This is a genomic window from Caulobacter sp. GW821-FHT10A06 (assembly GCF_059415805.1).
Genome location: NZ_JBWKNY010000002.1, coordinates 99,919 through 125,959, shown reverse-complemented (window position 1 = coordinate 125,959; position 26,041 = coordinate 99,919). Strand labels below are relative to the sequence as shown.

At 67.7% G+C, this 26,041-nt stretch carries 24 protein-coding genes; 10 read left to right on the top strand and 14 right to left on the bottom strand.

Going from position 1 to position 26,041, the window contains the following annotated elements:
* The first annotated feature begins 14 nt into the window (after positions 1 to 14).
* Positions 15 to 212: a hypothetical protein gene (locus tag AC07NF_RS04610; RefSeq protein WP_494628590.1), complete on the top strand. Its 198-nt coding sequence runs from the start codon at positions 15 to 17 to the stop codon at positions 210 to 212.
* On the opposite strand, the gene AC07NF_RS04605 is transcribed toward AC07NF_RS04610, so the two are convergent.
* On the bottom strand, positions 209 to 793 hold the full coding sequence (locus AC07NF_RS04605; RefSeq protein WP_494628591.1) for a TetR/AcrR family transcriptional regulator: 585 nt from the start codon (positions 791 to 793) through the stop codon (positions 209 to 211). The two genes, AC07NF_RS04610 and AC07NF_RS04605, sit on opposite strands and share 4 nt — an antisense overlap.
* A gap of 85 nt (positions 794 to 878) precedes the next feature.
* Here AC07NF_RS04605 and AC07NF_RS04600 point away from each other — a divergent pair, with 85 nt between their 5' ends.
* Entirely contained in the window at positions 879 to 1,343 is a 465-nt protein-coding gene (locus AC07NF_RS04600; RefSeq protein ID WP_494628592.1) for a PaaI family thioesterase, read from the top strand.
* Between the two features lie 112 nt (positions 1,344 to 1,455).
* On the opposite strand, the gene AC07NF_RS04595 is transcribed toward AC07NF_RS04600, so the two are convergent.
* The 3 genes from AC07NF_RS04595 to AC07NF_RS04585 are packed head-to-tail and all read right to left on the bottom strand — an operon-like array spanning position 1,456 to position 3,995.
* Positions 1,456 to 1,836 carry a DUF1636 domain-containing protein gene (locus tag AC07NF_RS04595; protein ID WP_494628593.1) on the bottom strand — a complete coding sequence of 127 codons (381 nt, stop codon included), beginning with the start codon at positions 1,834 to 1,836 and terminating at the stop codon, positions 1,456 to 1,458.
* A gap of 32 nt (positions 1,837 to 1,868) precedes the next feature.
* Complete coding sequence (gene cobO, locus AC07NF_RS04590) at positions 1,869 to 2,483, bottom strand: cob(I)yrinic acid a,c-diamide adenosyltransferase (RefSeq protein WP_494628594.1); 615 nt, start codon at positions 2,481 to 2,483, stop codon at positions 1,869 to 1,871.
* A gap of 24 nt (positions 2,484 to 2,507) precedes the next feature.
* On the bottom strand, positions 2,508 to 3,995 hold the full coding sequence (locus AC07NF_RS04585) for an esterase-like activity of phytase family protein (RefSeq protein WP_494628595.1): 1,488 nt from the start codon (positions 3,993 to 3,995) through the stop codon (positions 2,508 to 2,510).
* A gap of 189 nt (positions 3,996 to 4,184) precedes the next feature.
* Here AC07NF_RS04585 and AC07NF_RS04580 point away from each other — a divergent pair, with 189 nt between their 5' ends.
* Positions 4,185 to 6,515 (top strand): TonB-dependent receptor, encoded by a 2,331-nt coding sequence (locus AC07NF_RS04580; protein WP_494628596.1) that lies wholly within the window; start codon positions 4,185 to 4,187, stop codon positions 6,513 to 6,515.
* A gap of 56 nt (positions 6,516 to 6,571) precedes the next feature.
* Here AC07NF_RS04580 and treF read toward each other — a convergent pair whose 3' ends face one another.
* The 6 genes from treF to hmpA all read right to left on the bottom strand — a co-directional run bounded on the left by treF (position 6,572) and on the right by hmpA (position 14,276).
* Positions 6,572 to 8,140 carry an alpha,alpha-trehalase TreF gene (treF, locus tag AC07NF_RS04575; RefSeq protein WP_494628597.1) on the bottom strand — a complete coding sequence of 523 codons (1,569 nt, stop codon included), beginning with the start codon at positions 8,138 to 8,140 and terminating at the stop codon, positions 6,572 to 6,574.
* Positions 8,141 to 8,281: 141 nt separating this feature from the next.
* Positions 8,282 to 10,846 (bottom strand): TonB-dependent receptor, encoded by a 2,565-nt coding sequence (locus AC07NF_RS04570; RefSeq protein ID WP_494628598.1) that lies wholly within the window; start codon positions 10,844 to 10,846, stop codon positions 8,282 to 8,284.
* Between the two features lie 57 nt (positions 10,847 to 10,903).
* Positions 10,904 to 11,992 (bottom strand): FecR family protein, encoded by a 1,089-nt coding sequence (locus tag AC07NF_RS04565; protein ID WP_494628599.1) that lies wholly within the window; start codon positions 11,990 to 11,992, stop codon positions 10,904 to 10,906.
* A complete protein-coding gene (locus tag AC07NF_RS04560; protein ID WP_494628600.1) occupies positions 11,989 to 12,528 on the bottom strand; it encodes an RNA polymerase sigma factor in 540 nt (179 codons plus the stop codon). The genes AC07NF_RS04565 and AC07NF_RS04560 overlap by 4 nt, the downstream gene beginning before the upstream one ends.
* An 80-nt stretch (positions 12,529 to 12,608) precedes the next feature.
* The gene (locus AC07NF_RS04555) at positions 12,609 to 13,040 is read right to left on the bottom strand and encodes a hypothetical protein (protein ID WP_494628601.1); all 432 of its coding nucleotides are present in this window, start codon (positions 13,038 to 13,040) and stop codon (positions 12,609 to 12,611) included.
* Between the two features lie 30 nt (positions 13,041 to 13,070).
* Positions 13,071 to 14,276: an NO-inducible flavohemoprotein gene (gene hmpA, locus AC07NF_RS04550; protein WP_494628602.1), complete on the bottom strand. Its 1,206-nt coding sequence runs from the start codon at positions 14,274 to 14,276 to the stop codon at positions 13,071 to 13,073.
* A 143-nt stretch (positions 14,277 to 14,419) separates the two neighbouring features.
* Between hmpA and AC07NF_RS04545 the strand changes: the two genes are divergently transcribed.
* The 5 genes from AC07NF_RS04545 to AC07NF_RS04525 all read left to right on the top strand — a co-directional run bounded on the left by AC07NF_RS04545 (position 14,420) and on the right by AC07NF_RS04525 (position 17,421).
* Entirely contained in the window at positions 14,420 to 14,842 is a 423-nt protein-coding gene (locus AC07NF_RS04545; protein WP_494628603.1) for an Rrf2 family transcriptional regulator, read from the top strand.
* 43 nt (positions 14,843 to 14,885) lie between these two features.
* On the top strand, positions 14,886 to 15,200 hold the full coding sequence (locus AC07NF_RS04540) for an ArsR/SmtB family transcription factor (RefSeq protein ID WP_494628604.1): 315 nt from the start codon (positions 14,886 to 14,888) through the stop codon (positions 15,198 to 15,200).
* Entirely contained in the window at positions 15,197 to 15,862 is a 666-nt protein-coding gene (locus AC07NF_RS04535; protein WP_494628686.1) for an MIP/aquaporin family protein, read from the top strand. Before AC07NF_RS04540 ends, AC07NF_RS04535 begins: the two co-directional genes overlap by 4 nt.
* Complete coding sequence (arsC, locus tag AC07NF_RS04530; RefSeq protein WP_494628605.1) at positions 15,859 to 16,269, top strand: arsenate reductase (glutaredoxin); 411 nt, start codon at positions 15,859 to 15,861, stop codon at positions 16,267 to 16,269. Before AC07NF_RS04535 ends, arsC begins: the two co-directional genes overlap by 4 nt.
* Positions 16,270 to 16,380: 111 nt before the next feature.
* Positions 16,381 to 17,421, top strand: coding sequence for a substrate-binding domain-containing protein (locus AC07NF_RS04525; RefSeq protein ID WP_494628606.1), 1,041 nt, complete (start codon positions 16,381 to 16,383; stop codon positions 17,419 to 17,421).
* Positions 17,422 to 17,476: 55 nt separating this feature from the next.
* Here AC07NF_RS04525 and AC07NF_RS04520 read toward each other — a convergent pair whose 3' ends face one another.
* The 4 genes from AC07NF_RS04520 to AC07NF_RS04505 form a co-directional block, all read right to left on the bottom strand.
* Positions 17,477 to 17,836 carry a GFA family protein gene (locus AC07NF_RS04520; protein WP_494628607.1) on the bottom strand — a complete coding sequence of 120 codons (360 nt, stop codon included), beginning with the start codon at positions 17,834 to 17,836 and terminating at the stop codon, positions 17,477 to 17,479.
* A 262-nt stretch (positions 17,837 to 18,098) separates the two neighbouring features.
* Positions 18,099 to 18,443, bottom strand: coding sequence for a hypothetical protein (locus AC07NF_RS04515; protein WP_494628608.1), 345 nt, complete (start codon positions 18,441 to 18,443; stop codon positions 18,099 to 18,101).
* A gap of 121 nt (positions 18,444 to 18,564) precedes the next feature.
* Entirely contained in the window at positions 18,565 to 19,218 is a 654-nt protein-coding gene (gene mepK, locus AC07NF_RS04510; protein WP_492809660.1) for a peptidoglycan L,D-endopeptidase MepK, read from the bottom strand.
* Between the two features lie 72 nt (positions 19,219 to 19,290).
* Complete coding sequence (locus AC07NF_RS04505) at positions 19,291 to 20,775, bottom strand: L,D-transpeptidase family protein (protein ID WP_494628609.1); 1,485 nt, start codon at positions 20,773 to 20,775, stop codon at positions 19,291 to 19,293.
* A 208-nt stretch (positions 20,776 to 20,983) separates the two neighbouring features.
* Here AC07NF_RS04505 and AC07NF_RS04500 point away from each other — a divergent pair, with 208 nt between their 5' ends.
* Positions 20,984 to 22,792: a glycoside hydrolase family 15 protein gene (locus AC07NF_RS04500; protein WP_494628610.1), complete on the top strand. Its 1,809-nt coding sequence runs from the start codon at positions 20,984 to 20,986 to the stop codon at positions 22,790 to 22,792.
* Positions 22,793 to 22,892: 100 nt separating this feature from the next.
* Positions 22,893 to 25,826: a porin family protein gene (locus AC07NF_RS04495; RefSeq protein ID WP_494628611.1), complete on the top strand. Its 2,934-nt coding sequence runs from the start codon at positions 22,893 to 22,895 to the stop codon at positions 25,824 to 25,826.
* The last annotated feature ends 215 nt before the right edge of the window (positions 25,827 to 26,041 follow it).

Genomic DNA, 26,041 nt, shown 5'->3' with positions numbered 1-26,041 from the left:
CCGAGGAGATCGACATGTCCGACGACCTGGCCCGTGTAGACTTGGTACGTGAAGACCTGTCGGCCCTCGCCGAGGCCAAGGCCGGCCCGTTCACCGCCCGCGCCGAGGCCCGCGCCACGCGTGAGGGCCTGATCACCTTCGGCGTGGCGATGAGCGGCGTCCTGCTGTCGGCGGCGTTGCTGGTGTGGGCCGTGCGGCGGCCGGTGCGCTAGGAGCGCAGATAGGCGCGGCCCAGCCGCACCAGTTCGTCCTCGAACTCGCGACTCTCAAGAAAGTCGACGCCCTCCAGCACCGCCGCGCGCATGGCGCCGTGGATCGCCCGCGTCAGCACGAAGGCCTGGATGCGGGTCAGGGGACGGCCCTGCGCGTCGGTGAGGCCCACCTCCGCCGGCACGAAACCCTCCGCCAGGTCGACAGGGTCAGCCTCCGCCAGCAAGGCCGACGCCGCGATCTTTCGGGCCCTGGCGCGGCCCGCGAAGGCCTGGACGAACGACCGGATCATCGCCCGGTCACGGGCGAGACCTCCGGTATCGCCCTGCGCCGCCGCCTCGACGGTCCGCCGATGCGCCTGCGTCTCCCGCATGGCCAGGGCCAGCAGGATCGCCTGCTTGTCGGGGAAGTAGCGGTAGAGCGTGCCGATGCTCACCCCCGCGCGTTCGGCCACCGCATTGGTGTTGAAGCCAGCCAGGCCGGACGCCTCCAGAACCTGAGCCGCCGCTTCCAGCACGACGTCGACCGAAACGCGCGCCCGACCCTGGCGCGGGATTTTCCGCATGTTTTCAACGGCGCTCATCGCGGTTCTCCGTCCCCTGGAAAGTCGAGTAACAGAGCGTGGGCGTCTCCCCTAGCCTTCCGTTGAAGCACACGGAGGGACGAACATGACCTGGGCGACTGAACGCCTCGACGCACTGAAGGCCGGCGCGGCGACCCCGCCGCCGATCGTCCAGACGCTGAAGCTCGGCCTGATCGACGACTGGGGCGAAGGCTGGGTGCGCAAGTCCTGGACGCCGACGCCGGAACTGGCCACGGCCGACGGGTCGCTATTTGGCGGTTATCTGGCGGCCCTGGCCGATCAGGTGCTGGCCTTCGCGGCGATGACCGTCGTGCCAGGCGACCGGCTATTCCGGACCGTGAACCTGCAGGTGAACTTCCTGAAGGTCGCTCGCGAGGAGCCGCTGGCGATCGAGGCGAAGGTCGTGGCGCGGACACGGCAGCTGATCACGGCGCGGGCGGAGTTTCGGCGGGAAGACGGCGCGCTGATCGCGGATGCGACGGCGCAGCAGATCGTGATGAGTTTCGACCATTGGCCGGCCGAGCAGGCGGCGGTGGAAGAGTTGGCGTAAGCGGGCCCGAAACCTCGTCCTTCGACGAGCTCAGGATGAGGTTTCTAGTGAACTGCCCTAACCATGATCCTCATCCTGAGCCTGTCGAAGGACGAGGATCACGCAGGGCATTTCAGTCCCCCACCAGCTTCCCCGCCGGCGGCACCCGCACGATGAAGTGCCCCTTCACGCCTTCCGGCCACTGACGATACGGCACCACGCCCTCTTCGCTGGCCGCATAGGCCACCGCGTACTCCACGATCGCCTGCGCCGCCTCGGCGGTCGGCTCGAACCGCCCCAGCACGTAGCCGATCTTGCCCGGCGCCCGCAGGTGGATCGAGCAGTGCTGGGTGCAGTTGAACAGGCACGGCATCTCCTGGATCGCCACGCCCGTGCCGCCAGGAGTTTTGGCAGCCGCCTCGCGCAAAGCCGCCGCCAGGACCGCCCCGCCGCGCACGCCGTCGGGCGTCTCGCGTTCTTCGGCCGAGAGCCGGCAGGTGTTGCAGACCACCACCGCCGGGCCGTCGTCGGCCTGCCGCAGCAGGGTCAAAACTCGACCCCCGCCTGGGCCTTCACGCCATGGGTGCGGAACGGGTGCTTGACCTGGGTCATGTCGGTGACCAGGTCGGCGGCTTCGATCAGGGGATCCAGCGCGTTGCGGCCGGTGATCACCACATGCTTACCCTCGGGCCGCGCGGCGACGACCTCCAGCACCTCGGCCAGCGGCAGGTAGTCGTAGCGCAGGATGATGTTCAGCTCGTCGGCGATGACCATGTCCCAGTCGTCGGGATCGAGGATGCGAGCCTTCACCACCTCCCAGGCCTCGCGGGCCACGGCGATGTCGCGGGCGCGGTCCTGGGTGTCCCAGGTGAAGCCCTCGCCCATCGGCCGGAACTCGACCTGGTCGGGAAAGGCGTCGAACACCACCTTCTCGCCGGTCTCCATCGCGCCCTTGATGAACTGGATGATGCTGACCCGACGGCCGTGGCCGATCATCCGACAGGCCATGCCCAGCGCCGCCGTCGTCTTGCCTTTGCCCGCCCCGGTGTGGACGATCAGCAGGCCCTTCTCGACCTGGCGCTCGGCCATCATCTTGGCGCGCGCCGCCTGGATGACCTTCATCTTGGCGTTATGGCGCGCGTTCCTGGCTTCTTCGCTCATGACGCCTCGCCTAGGCCGCCAAGCCTATTTCGGCAAGCTCAGACGATAGACCAGCACCAGGTTGTCGTTGTCGCCGGTCCCGGTGTCGCCGTGCAGCGAGGCGTCGAAGTCCTGGCCGTTGACGTGGCCGTTGGCGGTGGCGAAGTCGTTGTCCGAGCCGACCAGCAGGAAGACGTCGCCGGTCTTGTCGAAGGCTGAACCGATGGCCATGGCCTCGATCTTCTCGGGCAGGCTGGTCGGGGTCGAGGGGCTGACCGACAGGTTCACGCCGAACTTGCCCAGCTGGACAGGGTTCAGGATGTTGACCAGCTCGGCCTGGGCGGCCGGCTTGATGTCGGCGTTCAGCACGCCGTCCGCAGCGATCGGCTTGGCCTCAAGCTCATAGGGCGAACCGGCCAGGTTCGTGGCGCCCGCCAAGTCGACCAGCAGGATGCTCTTGTAGACCGGCGCGTTCGGCGTGCCCTTGCCGCGGCCATTGCCGTCGCGGGCCAGGAGCAGGATGCGGTCATTGCTGAGCGCCACGGCCTCGGACTGGGCGGCGGTGACGTCGGCGGGCTGGCCGTCGCCGGCTTCGCGCACGGTCGGCAGCTGCAGCGCATAGTGGCCGATCGGGGACTTGGGCAGCTTGGTCTTGCTGATGTCATAGACCAGCACGCGGGTGTTGTTGCGGGTGGCGGCGTTGGCGGCCTGGTCCTGCATGGCCGCGCTCTGCAGCACCGCGATCAAGCGCGTGCCGTCGGGGCTGACGGTCAGGGCTTCCAGGCCCTGGTTGTTGCGGCGGCCCTGGTCCGGCGCCTTCTCGGCCCCGAAGTTCAGCTGGCCCTTCTTGATCGGCAGCAGCGCCGGCACGGTCTGGATGGCGCCCGTCAGCTTGCCGGTCTTGTCGAACAGATAGATGCCCGCCGCATATTCGTCCGAGATGTAGAAGCTCCCGTCCGGCAGATAGGCGATCGCCTCGCTGTCCAGGCTGAGCTTGCCCGCGCCCTCGCCGCCGGCGGCCGGCGACGGGTAACGCACGCCGTCACGCTCGACGATGTTCGAACCCGGATCCATGCCGGTGAACGGCTGGCCCAGCTGGTCCTTCAGCAGGAAGCCGCCGGTCGGCGTGATGGTCAGGCCCTTGCCGGGGACCAGCTTGATGGCGTGCTCGTGGACGCGGTTGGCGTAGTCGGTCGTGCTCTTGAACGGCCCGACATTGTTGGGGCCGCGATCCGGCAGGGTGCGCAGGGTTCCGGTGTACGAACCGTCGGCGGCCTTCTTCCAGTTCGACAGCGCCATGCTGGAGAACGAACCCAGCGTCTCGCCGTTGAAGTCGCGGGTGGCGGCCGGCAGCCAGCCGACGGCGACCAGGCCGTGGTTCACATAGGTCTTGCCGCCGAACTGCACGGTCACGTCGCCCGGGGTCTTGTCCCAGTGCGCGGTCGTGTAGGTCGCGCTCTGAGCCGAAGCGCCCACCGCGAAGGCCAGGGCGGCGATACCCACAATGGTTCCGGCGAGACGGCGGCGCGACATCGTGAGCTCCTCAAGTGCTTTCTAGACCTTGGGGGCGCTCTTAGGCAGCGACTGCGTAGGTTTTGTGACGACGACCGTCATCTAGACGCAGCAGAACTGTCATCAACGCATGAAATAGAGGCGGCGCATCGCAAAAACGGCGCCATAGACGGGGATCCCGCGCGGCGACCGATATCAGGGGATATCCGAATGCTGCTCAGAACCGCCAGCCTGGTGGCTATCGCCGCCTGCCTCATGACGACCGCCGCCCAGGCCGCCGACGCGCCTGCCGCCGCCGCCGACAACACCGAACTGGACGCCGTCGTCATCGTCGGCAGTGGCCAGACCCGCTCGGTCAACACCCTGACGCCGCAGAGCCTGGAAGTCCTGCCGCCCGGCACCAGCGTCCAGAAGGCGCTGAACTTCCTGCCCGGCGTGAACGCCCAGTCGATCGACGCCCTGGGCGTCAACGAGCAGTCGCTGTCGCTGCAGGTGCGCGGCTTCAACACCACCCACCTGGGCTACAGCCTGGACGGCATGCCGCTGGGTGACGGCGCCTACAACAACTACAACGGCCTGACCATCAGCCGCGCCCTGATCTCGGAAAACCTGGGCCGCGCCGACCTGGCGACCGGCATCGCGGGTCTGTCGATCCCGTCGACCAGCAACCTGGGCGGCGCGCTGATCTACACCTCCAGCGATCCGAAGAAGGCCATGGGCCTGTCGTTCAACGCCGGCGTCGGCAGCGAGGACAGCGCCCGCACCTTCGTGCGCTTCGACACGGGCGAGCACAACGGCTGGTCGGCCTATGTCTCGGGCCAGTACGCCCAGCAGGACCTGTTCGTGAACCAGCCGGCCTACAACAAGTCGACCGGCAAGCAGTTCAACGGCAAGCTGCGTTATCAGGGCGAGCGCGGCTCGCTGACCGCCTTCGTCGACCTGTCGCGCACCAACCAGGCCGATGACGCCTATCTGTCCAAGGACATGGTCACGCGCCTGGGCTGGGACTGGGGCGGCTATGCGCCGAACTGGAACGACTACGTGGCCCGCGCGGCATGCTCGGTGGCCTCGCTGGCCGCCAAGTGCGTGACCTCGAAGGCCCCTGAGAAGCTGGCCGACGTCACCTTCACCAACGGCCAGATCCTGCGCAACGACGACCTGTTCTACATCGCCGGCGACTACGACGTGACGTCGACGCTGAAGGCGCACATGCAGGTCTATCGCCACACCGACAAGGGCGCGGGCAACAACTTCATCACCGGCCTGTCCAACCAGGGCACGACCGACACCAGCGACGACCTGCCCGTCCAGATCCGCGACACGCGCTACACCATCGACCGTGACGGCGTGGTCGCCAGCCTGGCCTGGACCTACGGCTTCAACCACCTGCAGGCCGGCCTGTGGCTGGAACAGAACACCAGCAGCGCCGCCCGCTACATCTGGACCAACGTCACCGGCCCGTTCAGCCTGGCCCAGTACCTGGACGGCCAGCCCAACACCGCCCAGTGGGTCCAGAAGACCGACTGGAACACCCAGCAGTTCTATGTCCAGGACACCATCAACCTGCTGGACGACGCCCTGAGCGTGGAATTCGGCTTCAAGAGCACCGTCGCCAAGTCGAACGCCAAGGCCCTGCCCGGCATCGCCAAGGCTCCGGCCGCCGCCGCGACCCAGTTCGCGTCGGGCTCGCTGAAGGCCTCGGACAACTTCCTGCCCGAGATCGGCGCGCGCTACCGCATCGCGCCGGGCCACGAGATCTTCGCCAGCTACGCCGAGAACATGGCCATGTTCCAGGGCGGCTTTAAGCTGGGCCCGCAGTCGGTCTCGCAGGCCGTCTGGGACGCCCAGGGCCGTTATCTGGAGCCGGAAACCTCCAAGAGCTTCGACGCCGGTTACCGCTATGTCGGCGACAACCTGCAGGTCTCGGTCGCGGCCTATGACGTGAAGTTCCAGAACCGCCTGCTGCAGTACAACCCCTGCCCGACCAACCAGCAGCAGAACCCCGGCTGCGGCAACTCCTTCCACAACGCCGGCGGCGTCACCAGCAAGGGCGCCGAACTGGGCGTGCTGTGGAAGGCCACGTCGTTCCTGAACTGGTACAACTCGGTCTCGTACAGCAAGTCGACCTACGACGAAGACCTGAACTGGTGCACCACCACCTGCGTGATCAAGCAGACCAAGGGCAAGCAGCAGGTCGATACGCCCAAGGAAATGCTGGCCAGCGTGCTGACCTTCAAGCAGGGCGGCTTCTCGGCCATGCTGCAGGGCAAGTACACCGGTCGCCGCTACTACACCTACACCAACGACCAGGGCTTCGGCGGCTACACGACCTTCGACCTGGGCGTCAGCTACAAGTTCGCGCCGACCGGCTTCATGAAGGGCGCCAAGGCGTCGCTGAACGTCTCCAACCTGACGAACGAGCGCCACGCGGCCAACTTCGACAGCAGCGTGTTCGCCCCGGATGACGCCGCCGGCAGCATCCTGGTGTTCCACTCGTCGGCCCCGCGCCAGTTCTTCGGCACGATCGGCTTCGAGTTCTAAGCGCCTCTACAGCGCTGCGTTTTGAAGGGCTCTCCCCGGCGACGGGGGGAGCCTTTCTACTTGGCGGCAGGGTCCATCAGCGCGCGCGTGACGCCGTTGGTCCAGCCGAAGCCGTCTTGGGTGGGGTACTCCCCGCCCCCGCCGGCCTTGGCCTCCTCGACATCGTACTTCTCCAGCATCTTGCCGCTGGCCTGGTACTCGCGCTCGACCGTCGCCAACCAGCGCTTGGCGATCTCGGCGGCCAGGGCGTCCTCGCCATATTGGCGCAGGCCCGAGACAGCGACCCACTGCAAGGGCGCCCAGCCGTTGGGCGTGTCCCACTGCTGGCCGGTGCGGACGGTGGTGGTGCGCAGGCCGCCGGGCGCCAAGAGCTCGTCCCAGGCCTTCTGGGCCACGACGTGGGCCTTACGCTCGTCGGCGGCGCCCACGAACAGCGGGTAGAAGGTCGCCGCGCTCAGGTGATCCAGGCGCTGGCCGGCCTTCCATTGATAGTCCAGATACGCGCCCTTCTCCGGCGCCCACAGCCAGGTGTCGATCGCGGCCTTGCGAGCCTTGGCGCGTTTGTCGAAGTCCTCGACGCAGGGCCAGTCAGCCAGGATCATGCAGCCCTTCAGGATCGCCGTCTCCAGGCCGTACATCAGGCTGTTGAGGTCCACCGGCACGATCGCGGTCGTCTGGATCGTCGACAGGTTCGCGCCGTCCGCCATCCAGCGCGAGGAGAAGTCCCAGCCGCTCTCGGCCCCGGCCCGCAGGTCGCGGAACACATCGGCGGCCGGGCGCGAGCTCTTCAGCGCCGTCTCCAGGTCCTCGCGGTAGGACTCGTCGCGCGGGGTCGCGCGGTCGTCCCAGTAGCGGTTCAGGATCGTGCCGTCGGTCAGGGCGACGACGCGGCGATGGGCCTGGCCGGGCCTCAAGTCCTTCTCGCCTTCCATCCAGAAGGCGTGCTCGCGGCGCATCAGGGCGACGCGCGCCTTGTAGGCGTCCGGGTTGCGGTGGGCCGGCGACAGCCCGACCATGGCGTAGAAGAACGGCGGCTGCGAGCGGCTCAGATAGTAGCTGCGCGCGCCGTTGGGGATGTGGCCATAGGCGTCGATCAGCCCGCCGAAGTCGTCGATCATGTTGTCCACGAGGTCGTCACGGCCGTCGGCCTTCAGGCCCAGCATCGTGAAGTAGCTGTCCCAATAGTAGATCTCGCGGAAGCGCCCGCCCGGCACGACGAACGGCTTGGCCATGGCCAGGGCCGAGCCGCCGGCTACCGGCTTCACGGGCGGCTTGGTCAGGTGCGGCCACAGGGCGGCGATGTGGGCCTTGAGCGGCGGCCGCTCGGCGCTGGGCTTGGGGGCCGCGCCCGCCTCGGGAACGATGAAGTTGGTCCGCACGAAGCGCTTCAGCTCCGCATCGCTGAACCGGGCGTGGGCGCGATAGTCGGCCATGATCTTCGCCGGCGCGCGGCGGGGCGTGGCGTCGACGAAGGTCTTGCCGTCCGGGAAGAGGCGCCGGGTCTGAACCTGGTGGAACAGCGCCTGATAGGTGTCCGCCGGCGTTGGGATCTTCGCGGCTTCCTCGGCGTGGGTTGCCGAAGACAGCAGGAGAGCGGCAAGCGACGCGGCGATCAGGCGGACCATCAATTCGATCTATCCTTCAACCGTCTCCCCGGCGAAAGCCGGGGTCCAGATGCAGCCTGAGCGCTGGACGATAATCCGAAACGCACAGCCCTACGATCTGGGCCCCGGCCTTCGCCGGGGAAACGGAGTTTGGGTCAAAGACTAGAAGTTATACCCCACCGACAGCCGCACCGACCGACCGAGGATCGGGCGAGCATTGGCGCCGCTGGTGGAACGCGGATCCCCCTCGGTCAGGCCATGGCTGTTGGTCAGATTGTCGGCGGCGACCTGGACGCTGAAATCGCCGACGTTGAAGATCGCGCCCAGGTCGACCTTGGTGTAGCCGTTGAGCTTCTGGGTGTTGGCGTTGTCGCCCCAGCGGTCGTCCACCGCGCTGACCGTGCCGTAGAAGGTCGTGGCCACCTCACCCAGCCGCACGTCGTAGCTGGGCGTGAAGCGGATCTGCCAGTTGGGCTGGCGCTGGGCGCTGTTGCCCTTGTTCGCCACGATCGAGGATTTCTTGATCTCGGTCTTCTGCAGGGTGCCGTTCAGCGCCAGCGACAGGCCGAAGTCCGAGCGCCAGCGGCCGTCCAGCTCGATGCCACGCGCCTTGTTGGAGTTGGTCTCCAGCGTGCCGCCGACATCGGCGAACTTGGCGCCGTCGAAGCTGTTGGCGAAGCCCGTGGCGTACAGCTCGAACGGCCCCGAGCGCAGCTTGTAGCCCAGCTCGTACTGCTTGACGCTGAGGATGTCGTTCAGGTTTTCCCGGAAGTTGTCGAAGCTGGGGAACTTGTAGCCCTTGGAGTACCGGGCGAAGACGCCCGAGGTCTCGTTCAGGTCGAAGTTCAGGCCCGCCGTGTAGGACAGCTTGCTCTTGCTGTAGTCGACGGTGCGGATGGCCAGGCCGTCCGGATAGCCATTGCCGTCATCCACCACATAGTCGGTGTCGAAGGTCTCGTGGCGTACGCCGACGTCCAAGCGCAGGGCCTCGCTGATCTTCCAGCTGTCGGCCAGGTAGAAGGCGTTGACCTTGCCGTCGCCGTTCGAGGTCAGCCCGTACGCCCAGCAGCCCGAGCCGCTGCCCGCCGTCGCCAGGTTGGCGCAGCTGACATTGGCGGCCAGATAGTCGCCATTGGCCTTCACCTGCATCGGCTTGAAGTTGCCAATGGTCCAGAAGTCGTCCGACGAGAAGCTCGACGCGTAGTAGCCGGCCGACACCGAGTGGGCGCCGATGGTCTTGGCTATGCTGAAGTCGTTGACGAAGGCCTCGATGTCCTTCTCGACGATCCACGCGCCCCAGTTCTGGACGTAGTCGCCCGCGCCCAGGGTCGCGCCACCGCGCAGACGGACCTGACCGCCAATCACGGACGCCACCGAGGCCGCCGTCACCGCCCCGCCGTCGGGCACCAGGCCGTAGGTGTCGGCGTCGCCCTTGGTGAAGCTGAAGCGGTCGCGGATGGTCCAGCCGTCGCCGAACTCATGCTCGAAGCTGCCGCCGGCCACATAGCCCTTCCAGCCCCGGCCGTGGGCCAGGTCGAAGTCGCGGGTGCGGCCGTTGGCGTGGACCTGCAGGGTCTGCTGGCGCGAGAAGTCGCCCAGCTGGGTGTACTCGCCCTTGTCGATGCCGGGCACATTGACCGCGAACGGCAAGTACCAGGCGCCGTGGTCGTCGGTGAAGCGGGCGTAGAAGTTCACCTTCCCGCGCTCCAGCCGCTTGGTCAGGTTGACCGTGAACTGCTGGCCCTTCTCGCTGTCGAACTGGGTGTCGCGGATGCCCGGCGAGCGGGTCACGTAGCCGCCGGCCATGAAATAGAGGTCGTCGCCCAGCTTGCCGCTCATCACCCCGTCGACGCGGCGCAGGCCGTAATCGGAGGTCGTGGCCTTGATCAGACCCTTAGTCTCCGGGCCGCCTTCCTTGAGCATGAAGTTGGTGGTCAGGCCCGGCTGGCCGTTCGAGAAGATCGGGTTGGGACCGCCGCGCAGGGCTTCCATCCGCGAGATCGTCTCGTCGACGCGGAAGATCGACGAGTTCTCCAGGAACGACAGGGTCGAGGGCGGATAGATCGGCGAGCCCTGCAGCTGGATGGTCAGGAACTCGGCGTCGCCGGTGGCGGGAAAGCCGCGCACGAAGACGTTTGCCCCGGCCACGCCGCCCGAGGTCTCGACCCAGACGCCGGGCACCAGGCTCAGCAGCTCGGCGCTGCTCTTGGGCGAGGCCTTCAGGATATCCTGGGCGTTGACGGTGGTGACCGCGAAACTGGCCGACAGCTTGTCGATGCCGGCGCCGCCGGGCGTGCCGACGACGATCACCTCTTCGACCTGGGCGGGTTCTTCGGGGCGGCTTTGTTCTACGGCGGTCGCGGGCGCGGCCGACTGGCCGGCGGCGCTGGCGCTGACCAGCAGCGGCCGCTCGCGGATGGCGTAGACGCCGCTGGCAGTGGGCTGGACCACCAGGTTCGAGCCGGCCAGCAGGCGCGACAGGCCTTCATCGGCGGAATAGGCGCCCTTCAGCTTCGGGGCCTTCTTGCCGCGCGTCAGGCTCTCGTCGAAGGCCAGCTGCTTGCCCGAGGCCCGGCCGAAGGCGCGCAGGGCGCCGGCCAGGTCCTGGGCCGGTATGTCAAAGCTCTGTTCACGGACTTGCGCCGAGACCGCGCCCGGCGCGGCCAGGGCCATCAACACCGCCGCCGAAGCGCCCAGCAGCCAGCGTTGGTCGAAAGACTTGCTCATACGTCCCTCCCTGCGCCGCTTGTTTTGTCTATCGGCGCTTTCGGTAAGTGAGACGCCTCACTCCACCGAGGACTCACCGCCTTCGGTGAAGTTTTTTGGCTGGCGTTGGAAAGCGCGCAGCACGGTCTCGCCGCCCTGCCCGCTCACCGCGCGGACGGGCAGCACGGCGGTGACGCCGTCGATGAAGGCGCGGGTGTCGCCCGAGGTGAAGACGCCGCTGATCCGCAGGTTCGCGACGGCGGGGTCGCCGATCCGCAGCTTCTCGCGGGCGTAGCGGTTCACCCGCTCGACGGCCAGCGACATGGGCTCGTCCTGGAACACTAGTTGGCCGGTTTCCCAGGCGCCGGCGCGCGTGGGATCGGCAGGCATGACCGAGGCGGTCTCGGAATTGACCTGGGCGACCAGCTCGTGGTCGGGCGTCAGCGACTTCTCGGTCGGCGCGCCGTTGACCCGCAGCAGCGGCGGCGGACGGCCCTTGGCGCCCTCGCCGTCCAGCACGGCGACGTGGCCTTCGTAGAGCACGACCCGCATCTGATCGGCGACCCGCTCGACGCTGAAGGTGGTGCCGGTGGCGACCACCAGCTTGCCGCCGGCGGCGACCGAGAACGGCCGCAGCGGATCCTTGGCCACCGCGAACTTGGCGCGGCCCTGCTCCAGCCACAGCCGGCGACGATCGCCGTCGTAGCGGACCTTCAGCACGGTGTCGGCGTCCAGCGAGGCGCGCGAGCCGTCGGCCAGCTCGACGATCCGCCGCTCGCCCTCGGTGGTGCGATAGACGTCCGGCAGACTGGCCCGCCAGGTCAGAACCCCGCCCAGGGCGACGGCGACGACCACCGCGGCGGCGGCGCTCCAGATCGCCACGCGCGGACCGGGTTTGCGGCTCCACTGCTTGCGCTGGGCGCGGCGTAGGTCGTTCAGGGCCTCGCCGCGCAGGGCGATCATGCCGGGCAGCGAGGCCTGCTCGTCCACCGCCCGCCAGGCGGCGACGGCGTCGTCCAGCAGCTCGCGGTGGACCGGATCGGCGGCGAACCAGGCGTCCAGCGCCGTCTGCTCGGCGGGCGAGAGGTCGCCCTCCGACAGGCGCACGCACCATTCGGCGGCGGCGTCCGCGGCGAGGTCCAGCTTGTCGTCCATCGCCTCGCTCATGGGTTCGCCCTCAGGCGTCGCGTCAAATGGCCCATGGCCTTGAGGATGTGTTTCTGCACGCCGCTGGTGGTCATGCCGTAGAGGGTGGCCAGTTCAGCCTGCTTCATGCCTTCCAGACGATACAGCAGGAAGATGGCCCGCGTCCGCTCGGGCAGCTCGCGCAGGACCTTTGAGACTTCGCCCAGGTCCTCGCGGCCCTGCAGGATGCGGGCGGGATCGATCGGCTCCAGGTCGACGGGGTCGCCGGCCATGGCGGCGCGATAGCCGGCCCGCACCCGCTCGCGCCGATGACGGTCGCGCAGCAGGTTGGCGGCCATCTGGAAGACGTAGGCATCGGGGTTCTGCATGGCCGGGTCTTCCGCCCGCGCCAGCTTGGCGAACAGCTCCTGGGTCATGTCCTCGGCGTCGCTGTGGGTCGCGGCGCGGCGCATGAAAAAGGCCATCAGCGCTGGCCTGTAGCGCCGATCCAACCCTCGAAGATCGTGTGGCGTCGCCTGCCCCACGGCTTTCCCCTCATGACTGCTCTCGACAGTCATGACGCACAACACCCCCTCACGCACACCGGCCCCGCGAAGATTTTTCGCGGGGCCGGCTCGATTTGCAATCTTGAGAAGCGTCAGGCGCTCAGTCGGACGATGATGCCGATGCCCAAGGCCGCGACGGCCACGGCGACGGGGATGGTCAGGATCTGGGCCAGGGCCTCGCGACCGGTGACGTGACCGGTCCAGGTGGACAGGCCCCGCTCCAGGAAGTCGGCGAGGTCGGGGCGCTTTGCGCCCTTCGGTTCGACCTTCAGGAACACCCACGGCACGCCCAGGTACATGGCCAGGTACGCGGCGCAGACCCCCAGGTTGAACAGGACGTCGCCCTGCCCCAGGAACACCGCGCCGAACGCGACCAGGATGGAGGCGTACGAAGCGACGATCATCCAGCCCACCGCCTTGGGCAGGTCGGCCGCGGCCGCCTCCCCCATCTTGGCAGCGATCGGCGCCGGGCCTTCATAGGGCTCGACATTGTTGACGAAGACGGAATACGGCGCGTGTTCCATGGCTTGCGCTCCTTTCTTTGCGCGTGAGCTCTAGGCTGCCAGCAGTTCGTCGGCGGGGCCGAAGAACTCGTAGTGGATGCGGTCGGCGGGCACCCCGGCGGCGGCCAGGCCGCTGACCAGGATCCGCAGGAAGGGCTTGGGGCCGCACAGGTAGAAGTCGGCCGTGTCGAACGGCGTCTGAGCTTGCAGCCAGGCGATCGAGACGAAGCCCTCGACGTCATGGCTGTCGCCCAGCACGTCGCCGGCCGCCGGCTCGCTGTAGAAGGTCGAGACCCGCGTGCCGCCATGGGCCGCCGCGAGCGCCTTCACATGGCCGGCCATGGCGTGGACGTCGCCGTTCAGCGCGCCGTGGACGAAGTGGGCCTCCAGCTCGGGATGCTCGGCGGTGATGGTCTCCAGCATGGCGACCATCGGGGTCATGCCCACGCCGCCGCTCAGCAGCACCACCGGGCGTTCGGCGGGCTTCAGATGGAAGTCGCCGGCCGGCGGGGTGGCCATCAGGACGTCGCCGACCTGGATGGCGTCATGCAGGTGACCCGAGGCCACGCCGTGCGTCTCGCGCTTGACCGAGATGCGATAGGTTTCGCCGTTGGCGGCCTGGCTGATCGAGTAGTTGCGCTTGACGCCCTTCTGGGTGGCCGTGTCGAAGGCGAAGGTCAGGAATTGGCCAGGCTTGTGGGCGACGACCTTGCCGCCGTCCTGCGGGCGCAGCACGAACGAGGTGATCACCGCGCTCTCGCGGATCTTGCTTTCGACCACGAAGGCGCGCCAGCCGCTCCAGCCGCCCTCCTGGGCCTCGACGCTCTGGCGGATGTCGGTCTCGCGGCCTTGCAGGATGGCGGCCAGGAACCAGTAGGCCTCGCCCCAGGCTTCCAGGATCTCGTCGGTGGCGACGTCGCCCAAGACCTCCTTGATCGCTTCCAGCAGCGCGGTGGCCACGTACGGATAGTGCTCGGGCAGGATGTGATAGCCGACGTGTTTCTGGGCCATGCGCTCCACGACCGGACCCAGGACGCCCAGGTTATCGATGTTGCGGGCATAGGCCAGGATGCCGCCGGCCAGCGCCTTCACCTGCGCGCCCGACTCCTGGTTGGCCTGGTTGAACAGGGCCCGGATGTGGTCGGTCTCGAACAGGCGCTTGTACATGGCGGCGGTGATCGTCGCGCCATGCTCTGTCAGGGCCGGAACCGTGGCCTTGACCAGGGCGATCGTCTTGCCGCTCAGCGGGGTCGTCATCGGGGTTGCTCTCGGTTATAATATGCAGACAAAATGCATCTATACCCACGCCAGAGCTGGAACAAGAAAAGATGCTCCTTAAGTACCTGTTTTAGCCGACCCGCTCGACGCGGCCGGAACGGACCTATAAGCGACCCCTACCGATGCGCCTGACCCGCTACACCGACTATGCGATCCGCGTGCTGATGCACCTGGCCGCGCACGACGACCAGACGGTCTCGATCCAGGAGATCGCGCGCGCCTACGACATCTCTAAGGACCACCTGATGAAGGTGGTGCAGCAACTGTCCAAGGCCGGCTTCGTGGCCGCCCAGCGCGGACGCGGCGGCGGCCTGCGGCTGGGTCGTCCGGCCTCGGAGATCCGCATCGGCGACGTGGTGCGCCAGACCGAGGACGGCTTCCAGCTGGTCGACTGCGCCAGCTGCAAGGTCGCCCCGGTCTGCGGCCTACCCCGCACCCTGAACCAGGCCACCGCCGCCTTCCTGGCCGTGCTGGACGCCCAGACCCTGGAACAGATCCTGGCCGACAAGACCGGCGCGCGACGACTGCTGGCGCTGGCCGACTGAGGTTGCCCTATCCCATCATTTCCATTATTCGAGAAATATGGAAATGAATCTCGCGGTCGACCGGCTGTCGGCCCTGGCCCACCCAGCCCGCCTCGCCGCCTTCCGCCTGCTGGTCCAGGCCGGTCCCGAAGGCCTGCCCGCCGGCGAGATCGCCCGCCTGACCGAGGTCCCCGCCAGCACCCTCTCCAGCCAGCTGGCCATCCTGGAGCGCGCCGGCCTGACCCGCTCGCGTCGCGATGGTCGTTCGATCCTGCACGCAGCCGAGTACGCGGCGATGGGCGCGCTGATCACCTGGCTGGCCGAGGACTGCTGCGGCGGCGCGCCCGAGGCCTGCCTGCCGAGCTTCAAGTGCCAATGACCCTCGCCCGCCGCCTCGCCGCCGAGGCCCTGGGCACGGCCCTTCTGCTGGCCGTGGTGGTCGGCTCCGGGATCATGGGTCAGACCCTGGCGCCGGACCAGGACGCCCTGGCGCTGCTGGGCAACACCTTGGCGACCGGTGCGGCGCTGGTCGTGCTGATCACCGTCTTCGGTCCGGTCAGCGGCGCACACTTCAACCCCGTGGTCACGACGGTCATGGCATTGCGCCGCCAGATCGAGCCGAACCCCGCCATCCTGTATGTCGCCGCCCAGGTCGTGGGCGCGCTGGTCGGCGTCGCCCTGGCCCACGCCATGTTCGGCCAGGCGATCGTGCAGGTCTCGACCCACGCCCGCGACGGCGGTCCCCAGGTGCTGTCGGAAGCCGTCGCGACCTTCGGCCTGATGGCGACCATCCTGGGCGCGTCACGATTCCGGCCCGAGGCCACGGCGACCTGCGTCGGGCTTTACATCACCGCCGCCTACTGGTTCACCGCGTCGACCTCGTTCGCGAATCCGGCGGTGACCCTGGCGCGCGGCCTGACCGACACTTTCTCGGGCATAGCGCCCGCCTCGATCCCGAGCTTTCTCCTGGGACAGGTCGTCGGCGCCGCCCTGGCGCTCGCCGTCTTCGACTGGATGTTCAAGCAGGAACCCGCCGCATGACCGACTTCCCCGTCACCATCTTCCACAATCCCAAGTGCGGCACCTCGCGCAACGTCGTGGCTATGGTCGAGGCGGCCGGTTATGCGCCGACCGTCGTCGAATATCTGAAAGCCGGCTGGACCCGCGAGCAGCTGCTGAACCTGTCGGCCCGGTCGGGCCTCTCCGTCCGTGAACTGATGCGCGAGAAAGGCACGCCCGCCGAGGATCTGGGCCTGCTGGCCGACGGCGTCTCGGACGAGACGATCCTGGCGGCGATGATCGAACACCCGATCCTGGTCAACCGCCCGATCGTCGAGACTCCCAAGGGGGTCGCGTTAGCTCGCCCGTCCGAGAAGGTCTACAATCTGCTGGAAACCGCCCCGGACTCCTTCACCAAGGAAGACGGCGAGGTTGTCCGGCGCGGCTAGTTCGTCCGCCTACGGATAGAGCGTCGTAAAACTGTCGCGGAACCGTGACAAAAGCCGCTGCATTGCTCCGGCACGTTCCCCGCGTCCCCGGATCACACAGGATTTGACGACATGAAAAAGCTCCTTGGCGCGGTCGCCACGCTGGCCCTGTTCGCCGTCGCCGACCAAGCGCACGCCGCTCGCGACTACGTGTGGGCCGCCGGCTCCTCGACCGTGTTCCCCTTCTCGACCCGCGTCGCCGAAAACTTCTCGAAGAAGACCGGCAAGAAGTCGCCCAAGGTCGAGAGCCTGGGCACCGGCGGCGGCATCAAGATGTTCTGCGGCGGCACCGGCGAGAAGTTCCCCGACATCGCCAACGCCTCGCGCCCGATGAAGAAGTCCGAATATCAGGCCTGCCAGAAGGCCGGCGTGAAGGACATCGTCGAGATCAAGATCGGCTTCGACGGCATCGTCGTCGCGGTCGACAAGAAGGGCCCGGACTTCAACTTCAAGCTCGAGCAGCTGTATCTGGGCCTGGCCGACCAGTCCCTGCGTGGCGGCCAGCTGGTGAAGCAGCCCTACAAGAACTGGAACGAGGTCGGCCCCGGCCTGCCCAAGGCCCGTATCCTGGCCTACGGCCCGCCGCCCACCTCGGGCACCCGTGACGCCTTCGTCGAACTGGCCATGGAAGGCGGCGCCGCCAAGCTCCCCACCCTGGCCAAGCTGAAGGGCGAGGACGAGAAGAAGTTCAAGGCCACCGTGTCGCCGATGCGCACCGACGGCGGCTGGGTCGACGCCGGCGAGAACGACAACGCCATCGTCGGCACCATCGAGAAGACCCCGAACGCCCTGGGCGTGTTCGGCTTCTCGTTCCTGGAAGAGAACGCCTCGCGCATCAAGGGCGCGTCGGTCAACGGCGTGAAGCCGACCCCGGCGGCCATCGCTAGCGGCCAGTACCCGCTGTCGCGCTCGCTGTACGTCTATGTGAAGAAGTCGCAGGTCGGCGTGACGCCGGGCCTGAAGGAATTCGTCACCGAGTTCGTGTCGGACGCGGCCACGGGTCGTGGCGGCTACCTGCAAGGCCGTGGCCTGATCCCGCTGCCGCCCGCGCAGCACCAGGCCATGAAGGGCAAGGCGGGCGCCCTGCCGGCCATGCCGATGCCGAAGGACTAAGGCTCTCCACGAGCTTTGACTTAGAGAAGGCGGCTGCTTAGGTGGCCGCCTTTTTCTATGCCGGCTTCTCCCAGGGCGGGGCGTCGGGCGTGAACTCCTGGAAGCTGACGGGCACGCCGGGATCGTCGTCCAGGCAGTTGGCGGCGATGGCCAGGATGCGACCGCTGTCGGGATCGCCCAGCGACGTGCCGCAGCGCTTGCAGAACGACCGGTTGAACTTCATCGGCGGCTTGGGGTGGTAGCGGACAACCAGCTCCCTGCCCGCCAGCCAGTGGAACGCCTCGGCCCGGACATAGGCATAGGCCCCGGACCCGGCTTTACGGCAGCGCGAACAGTGGCAGGTCCCCAGCATCAGGGGCGGTTCGAAAAGCTCGAAGCGGACGCCGCCGCAGCAGCAACTTCCCTTGATCGACAAATGCGCATCTCCTTGGACTCCCAAGGTTCTGCGCCTCCCCTGCCGCCAGCTTGGTGGCAGCAGGCTGTGGATAACGGTGGGGCGGGTTGTCGCAGAGGCGCCCTGGCTCACACGCACAACAATCGTCATCCCGCGCTTTATGCGCGGGACCCATGGTTCAGCTTCTACGTGGGAGTATGAGCCCGCACCGCACCTGCGGCGGACAGATGGGTTCCGCGCATAAAGCGCGGGATGACGGGGAAGAAATGGAGAAAAGCGGCGCCTACCGCGTCCGCGAGGTCATCCCAGCCGCCGCTGCGTCGTCGGCCACCTGCGGGTCGAGGTCCTGCACGGGCGCCTGCCGCTCGGCGCGAGGCGCAGCAGCAGTAGGATCCGTCGCCACCGGAGCCGAGGTTTCCATCTTGTGCGGAGCCGGCTGCGAGCCGGTCGTCGAGGCGTTCATCGCCGCAGTGGCGGCGTCGTCGGCGGCGGTGCGGGTCTCGGACGGGCCGTCCTCGTAGCCGCCGCCGCTGGAGGTCAGGAACAGGATCGTGCCGAACGTCACCAGGACGCCGACGATAAAGCCGAGGATCATCCAGCCGAACGGATTGCTGCGACGCTCGCTCATCTGGCCTGCTTCCCCTGAAACGCTACCGGCTAGAGCCCGGCTACCATGCTCTAAACGTGCGAACTAGAGCTTGGTTACCCGTTTCGCCAAGGGGCTCGCCCGGCAGGCGAATTGTACAGCTTCAGGTACCCGACCACTTGCGCACGGGGCCCACGTCGACGTGCACGAACTTGCTCTTGGGGTAATAACCGACGCCGCCCAGCTGCAGGCCCAGGGCCTCGGCGCGGATCTCTTCGAGGGCGATGTCCTCGAGGTAGATGTCCATAGCCTTGCCGTCCATGTGCAGGCTGCGCTTGGCCACTTCGCCGCTGCGCTCGGCCAGCAGGCGATTGGTCGCCGGCGAGCGGTAGCCGGAAATCACCTGGAAGTGGGCTTTCGTGCCGGTCTTCTCGGCGATCTTGCCCAGGATGTCGTACAGGCCCGGATCGATCGGGTGGCTCTCGTCATTGCGATAGTCGCGCAGGACGTGGTTCAGGGCTTTGACCGCATCGGGAACGTACTCGCCGTTTTCCCAGTAGACGGCTTCCAGCTTCTCGTCGGTGTGGATGTTGCGCAGCTTGACCCAGCGCGGCTCGATCACGGCGGCGGATTTTACAATTGGGCTCTCGACCGGGGTCGGACGCAAAGCGACCGGCGCCGTAGGAACCGCCGGCACGCCGACCTGTTTCCCTTCCAGGATCGCACCGATGATGTCGTCATCAGCCCGTGCGGCCAGGGGCAAAAGCCCCGTTGCGACAGCGCCCAGCCCCCACTGGAGCAGCTTACGTCGATGCATGCGTACGCCCTATCCCGACACTAAGTGGCGGGAGGACACCGCAAGAATGTTAAGAAAGCAAGCTGAGCAGGATCACAGTGCGGCGATCCGCTGCACCAGCTCGCGATCCCAGCCATACGGATCCTGGCGGAAATTCACCTGCCCGTCCGGGGTCACATAGGCCGTCCAGTACAGCAGGAAGACCGCGATCTGTTGCGGCAGCTTGGCGCGCACGGTGTCGCCCGACGCCAGGGTCGCGTCGATCTTCTCGGGCGTCCAGACAGCGTCGCCGTCCAGCAGGGCCTTGGCCAGTTCGGTCGGCTTCTGCAGGCGCACGCAGCCATGGCTGGCCAGGCGGCTGAAGCTGTCGAAGCGGGCGCGGCTGGGGGTGTCGTGCAGATAGACGCCGTAGGGATTGGCGAAGTCGAACTTCAGCTTGCCCAGCGCCGCCAACGGGCCGGCCTTCTGCTGCAGGCGCGAGCCGCCGTCGCCCGTGGGGATGACGATGAAGTCATTGCGGCGCAGATAGCCTGGGCTCTTGCGCTCCTTGGGCCACAGCTCCTTGGAGGCGATCGACGACGGCACGTTCCACGGCGGGTTCAAGACGATCGAGTGGATCATCGACGACAGCATCGGCGTCTCGTCGCCCGGACGGCCGGTGACGGCGCGCATGGTCAGGGTCGGGGTGTCGTGGCTGAACACCGACAGGATGGCGGCGGCGACGTTCACCTGGATCCGCTCGGCCGGCAGGGTCTGGGGCAGCCAGCGCCAGCGCTCCATGTTGGCGACGATCTGGTCGATGCGCCGCTCGACGGGCGTGTTCAGGGCGTCCAGCGTCGCCTTGTTGACGATGCCGTTCGGATTCAGGCCAAAGCGCTTTTGGGCGCGCTGCACGGCCTGGGTCAGGGCGGCGTCGAAGATCGGGGCGGCGTCGACCGCGATGGTCGGGTCCTCGGCGGCCAGGCGCGCTTCCAGGGCCACGACACGGGCGCCGGTCGCGCCCTCCTTCAGGTCCGGACCGGCGGCCAGGGGCTGCCAACCGCCCTTGGCGGCGATGTCGCGATAGGTGGCGAGACCCCCGCGCAGGGTCTGGTAGCCGGTATAGGGCGGCGGCAGGGTGTCCAGCCACGGGCCCAGGCGGTCCTGCTGGACGGCGTTGATGAAGTCGATCGTCGGGTCGTACGGCGCGGGCTTGAGGCCCCACTCGTTCATGAACTTGTCGACCGGCAGGCGGCCGCTGCGCACGGCGCGGGCGTAGGCCAGGGTCAGGTTGATCAGTTGCGCCTGGGTGACCGCCTGCTCGGGCGAGAAGGTCCGCACGTCGAAGCCGTGGGTGTAGGCGTCGCCCAGCACCCGGCGCAGCATGTCGGCCTGGTCGGGACGCAGCTGGACGACGGACAGGTCAGGCAGGAACACCGTCGCGCGCGGCTGGACCAGCGGCACGGCTTGTTGCGGGTTCGCTTGAACCGGACGACCGCCAGCCAGGGCCGGACGCTGCGACTGGGCCTGGGCGACTTCCAGGGACAGCAGGCTCATCGCCGCCGCCAGGACGCCGCAGGTTCTCGTAAATCGCATCACCGTCGAACAGCCCGCCGCACTCGCGCGGCCTTGCCGCGTTAAGGAAACCAGATGGCCGGTACCGGCCTGTCGCGTCAACGCGAGTAGCGTGAAAGGCGAACCCTCCCCGCCCCTCGCGAAGACGTTTTTCGAGAACAGGAACCCGCAAGCCACACCGTCGGTTTCACCCGAAATGGGGAAAGCCCAAAAGCACGCATCCGGGGTCTCGATGACTAGAAGCTCGCAAAAGACGCTCGACCTGTTTCCGATCGGCAATTGCGCGGTCAGCGCGCTGATCGACAGCTGCGGCCGGTTCGTGTGGGCCTGCGCGCCGCGCGTCGATTCCGATCCCGTGTTCAGCGCTCTCTTGGACGACGTCGACGCCGATGGCCCGGACGCCAAGGGCCTGTGGGACATCCAGGTCGACCGCCGGGCCGAGGTTCGCCAGGGTTATCTGCGCAATACGCCGATCCTGCGCACCGAGATCGCCGACGAGGACGGGGCGCGGTTCGAGATCATCGACTTCTCCCCCCGCTACATCCAGCACGGCCGCACCTTCCGCCCGACGGCCTTCATCCGCCTGATCCGGCCGATCACCGGCGTGGCCCGCGTCACCCTGCGCGTGAAGCCCACCGCCGGCTGGGGCGCCAAGGTCGCCGAGCACACCTCGGGCTCGAACCACATCCGCTTCCTGTGCTCGGACATGACACTGCGCCTGTCCACCGACGCGCCGGTGTCGCACATCCTGGAGGAGCGCACGTTCCGGCTGGAGCGGCCGATCGCCATGTTCCTGGGCGCGGACGAAGGCTTCGACGCCAATATCGGCGCCACCTGCGAGCGGATGCTGCGCGAGACCGATCTCTACTGGAAGAACTGGGTGCGGGGCCTGGCCATCCCGCTGGACTACCAGACGGCGGTGATCCGCGCGGCCATCACGCTGAAGCTCTGCATGCACGAGGAGACGGGCGCCATCGTGGCGGCCCTGACCACCTCGATCCCTGAGCACTCCGATAGCGGCCGCAACTGGGACTACCGCTACTGCTGGCTGCGCGACGCCTATTACGTGGTCCAGGCGCTGAACCGGCTGGGCGCGGTCGACATCCTGGAGAACTATCTGGGCTACCTGCGCAACATCGTCGACCGGGCGAACGGCGGCCACATCCAGCCGCTGTTCGGGGTGGGTTTCGAGGAGCAGCTGACCGAGCGCTTCGCCCCCGATCTGCCCGGCTATCGCGGCATGGGACCGGTGCGCGTCGGCAACCAGGCCTTCGAGCACATCCAGAACGACGTCTACGGCCAGATCATCCTGTCGACCGTGCAGGCCTTCTTCGACGAGCGCCTGCTGCGCCCGGCCACTGTCGAGGACTTCGAGGCCCTGGAGCCGGTCGGCGAGCAGGCCTACCGGATGCACGACCAGCCCGACGCCAGCCTGTGGGAGTTCCGGGGCCGGGCCAATGTCCACACCTACTCGTCGGCCATGTGCTGGGCCGCCTGCGACCGACTGGGCAACGCCGCCGAGAAGCTGGGCCTGACCGACAAGGCCGCCCTGTGGAACGGTCGGGCCGCCCAGGTCCGCCAAGTCATCGAGGATCGCGCCTGGAACGAGGAGCTAGGTCGCTTCTCGGCGACCTTCGAGGGCGACACCCTGGACGCCTCCCTGCTGCAGCTGGTCGACCTGCGTTTCCACAAGCCCGACGACCCGCGCAACGTCGCCACCCTGAAGGCGATCGAGGACGGTCTGCGACGCGGCTCCTACCTGCTGCGCTACGCCATTCCCGACGACTTCGGCTCACCGCAGACGGCTTTCAACATCTGCACCTTCTGGCTGGTCGAGGCCCTGCATCTGTCGGGTCGCACCGAAGAAGCGCGCGAGCTGTTCGAGGACATGCTTTCGCGCCGTACCGGCGCGGGACTGCTGTCAGAAGATATCGGCTTCGCGGATGGCGAACTGTGGGGCAATTATCCTCAAACCTACTCATTGGTGGGCATCATCAACTGCGCAGTGCTGCTCAGCCGGCCCTGGACATCGGTTCGCTAGACCTTCGGACGGCGCCGATGTTGCGGGATTGAAATCTGGCCGTCACATCGGACAGGCAACCGCAGGTGTTGGGACGTAGAGAATTCGGAGAAGCTCTTTGATGAGCCGCAAGCTGGCCCTGGTCGGGATCCTGGGGTGTGTCGCGACGACGACCGCCCATGCACAGGAGGCCGCCCCGCCCGTCACCACGTCCCCCGTCCCCGCACAACCGGCGCCCAAGCCGGCGGCTAAGTCTGCCGCTGCGCCCGCAGCGGCCCAGAAACCCGTCACGCCCGAAGACCTCGACACCGAGGTCGAGGCCGTCACCATCACCGCCAGCGGCAAGCCCTATGGCGCGGTGCTGGGCGACATTCCGCCGGAAGAGACCTTCAGCGCCGCCGACGTGCGCTCGTTCGGCGTCTCGTCGATGGAAGACCTGCTGACCGAGCTGGCGCCCCAGACCACCAGCGGCCTGGGCGGCGATCCCGTCACCCTGCTGAACGGCCGGCGCATCTCGGGCCAGGGCGAGATCCGCGACATCCCGACCGAAGCCATCCAGCGCGTCGAGATCCTGCCCGAGGAAGTGGCCCTCAAATACGGCTACTCGGCCGACCAGAAGGTCGTGAACATCGTCCTGCGCCAGCGCTTCCGCGCTTCGACCATCGACGCCACCGTCGGCGGCTCGGCCAAGGGCGGCCAGATCACCGAGCAGGCCAACTGGAGCCAGCTGCGCCTGAACCGCCAGGGCCGCACCAACCTGTCGATCAAGCTGCAGAACGCCGACCACATGCTGGAAAGCGACCGCGACCTGGTCAGCCGCACCAACAGCGGCCTCTATGACTATGTCGGCAATATCGGTCCCGCCTCGGGCGGCAACCTGAACGCCCTGAGCGCCCTGGCCGGAACGCCGGTGACGGTGGCGGGTGTGCCCAGCGCCTTGGGATCGGGCGCGCCGAGCCTGGCGACCTTCCTGCCGACCGCCAACAAGGCCAACGTCTCCGACATCACCGACGACCGCACCCTGCTGCCGCGCAACACCCAGGTGTCGATCAACAGCGTCACCAATCGCTACATCCTCGACAACATCTCGGCGACCTTGAACCTAGGCCTGACCGAATCGCAGAGCGACTCCCTGCTGGGCCCGGCGCGGGCGCGGCTGCTGATCCCGGGGGCCAATCCCTATTCGCCGTTCGGTCAGGACGTCGCCCTCTACCGCTATCTCGGCGACCAGTCGGCCCTGGGCCAGACCTCCAAGAACCTGGCAGGCCACGCCGGCTTCACCCTGAACCGCGACACCGAGACCCTGCGCCTGTCGCTGACCGGCAACTACGACCACGCGATCAACAGGACCGAAACCGACCGCAGCGTCGACCTGACCGACACCCAGGCCCGCCTCACGGCGCTGGACCCGACCTTCAACCCGTTCGGACCGCTGCCAGGTCAACGCGTCAACAGCGACCGGGCCAAGTCGACCACCGACAGCGCCGACCTGCAGTTCGTCGCCAACCGCGCCCTGGCCAAGCTGCCGGCTGGCGACCTGTCCTCGACCCTGAAGCTGGGTGTCAGCGGCTCGCGCCTGGTGGCGCACTCGATCCGCGCGGGCGTCGAAAGCGACAGCACCCAGTCGCGCGGCGACGCCAGCGCCCAGGTCAGCTTCGACCTGCCCCTGGCCAGCCGTCGCAAGGGCGTGCTGGCGATCGGCGACCTGTCGACCAACCTGAACCTGGCCGTGCGCCAAGTGGCCGACTACGGCAGCCTGACCACCATCGGCGGCGGCGTGAATTGGTCGCCGGTCAAGCCGGTCAGCTTCATCGTCTCGGCGAACCGCCAGGAGAACGCCCCCAGCATCAGCCAGCTGGGCAATCCGCTGATCACCACGCCCAACAGCCAGGTCTTCGACTATGTGCGAGGCCAAAGCGTTGACGTCACCCGGATCAGCGGCGGCAATCCCAACCTGAAGGGCGAGACCCGCAACGTCCTGCGCTTCGGCGCGAGCTACAAGCCCGAGAAGATCCAGGGCCTGTCGCTGACGGCCAACTACACCCGCTCGCGCATCGACAACCCGGTCGCCGGCTTCCCGGCCGCCACGGCGGCGGTCGAGGCCGCCTTCCCCGATCGCTTCACCCGGGACGCCGATGGCGCCCTGACCCGGATCGACACCCGGCCGGTCAACTTCCAGAAGCGCGAGAGCGAGCAGATCCGCTGGGGCTTCAACTTCTCGCGCCAGATCGGCAAGGCTCCGCCGCCGCCTCCGGGCGGCTGGCGCGGTCGGCAGGGCGCCGGCGGTGCGCAACCGCCTGGCGCCGAGCTGCTGCAACGGCAGAACCGTCCGAGCGGCGGCGACAACAATGACGCCCCGCGCGCGCCTCAGCCCGAGACGCCCAGCGACCCCAACGCCCAACAACAGCAGGCCAATCAGATCCAACCGACCGGCGAAGAGCCCCCACGCCCGAACTTCGGCGGCGAAGGCGGCGGCCAGGGCGGTCAACGCTTCGCCGGCGGTGGTGGCGGCGGCGGTCGTGGTTTTGGCGGCGGCGGCCGGGGCGGCGGTGGCGGCAATCCGCGCGCCACGCGCCTGCAGCTGGCCCTCTTCCACACCGTCCACCTGAAGGAGACGGTGACCATCGCCGACGGCGTGCCCGCCCTGAACCTGCTGAACGGCGACGTCATCGGCTCCAGCGGCGGCCAGGCCCGCAACGAGATCGAGGCCCAGGCAGGCATCACCCGCTATGGCCTGGGCGCGCGGATGACCGCCAACTGGAAGAGCGGCACCCACGTCAACGCCAGCGCCGGCGGCGCCAGCACGGACCTGGACTTCTCCAGCCTGGCCACGATCAACCTGCGCCTGTTCGCCGACCTGGGCGTGCGCCGCGAGCTGGTCCAGAAGCACCCGCTGCTGCGCGGCACGCGCCTGACCCTGTCGGTCAACAACCTGTTCGACCAGCAGCAGACGGTGCGTGACGCGACGGGGGTGACGCCTCTGACGTATCAGCAGGACTACCTGGATCAGCGCGGGCGGGTGATCCAGTTCAACGTGCGGAAGCTGCTGTTCTAAGGCTCAGTGCGTCCTTCGAGGCTCGCCTAGGGGCGAGCACCTCAGGATGAGGAAATCAGTACAAAGGTCCTCATCCTGAGGCGCCCGCTCAGCGGGCCTCGAAGGACGCACAGCCCCTGCCTCCTCCTTAAGCACCTGCGCAAAAACCCGTAAGCTTCAGTTTATCGCGGGATCGAACCGGGCCGTTCGACGTTCTTGGCGCATGTTGCTTATTG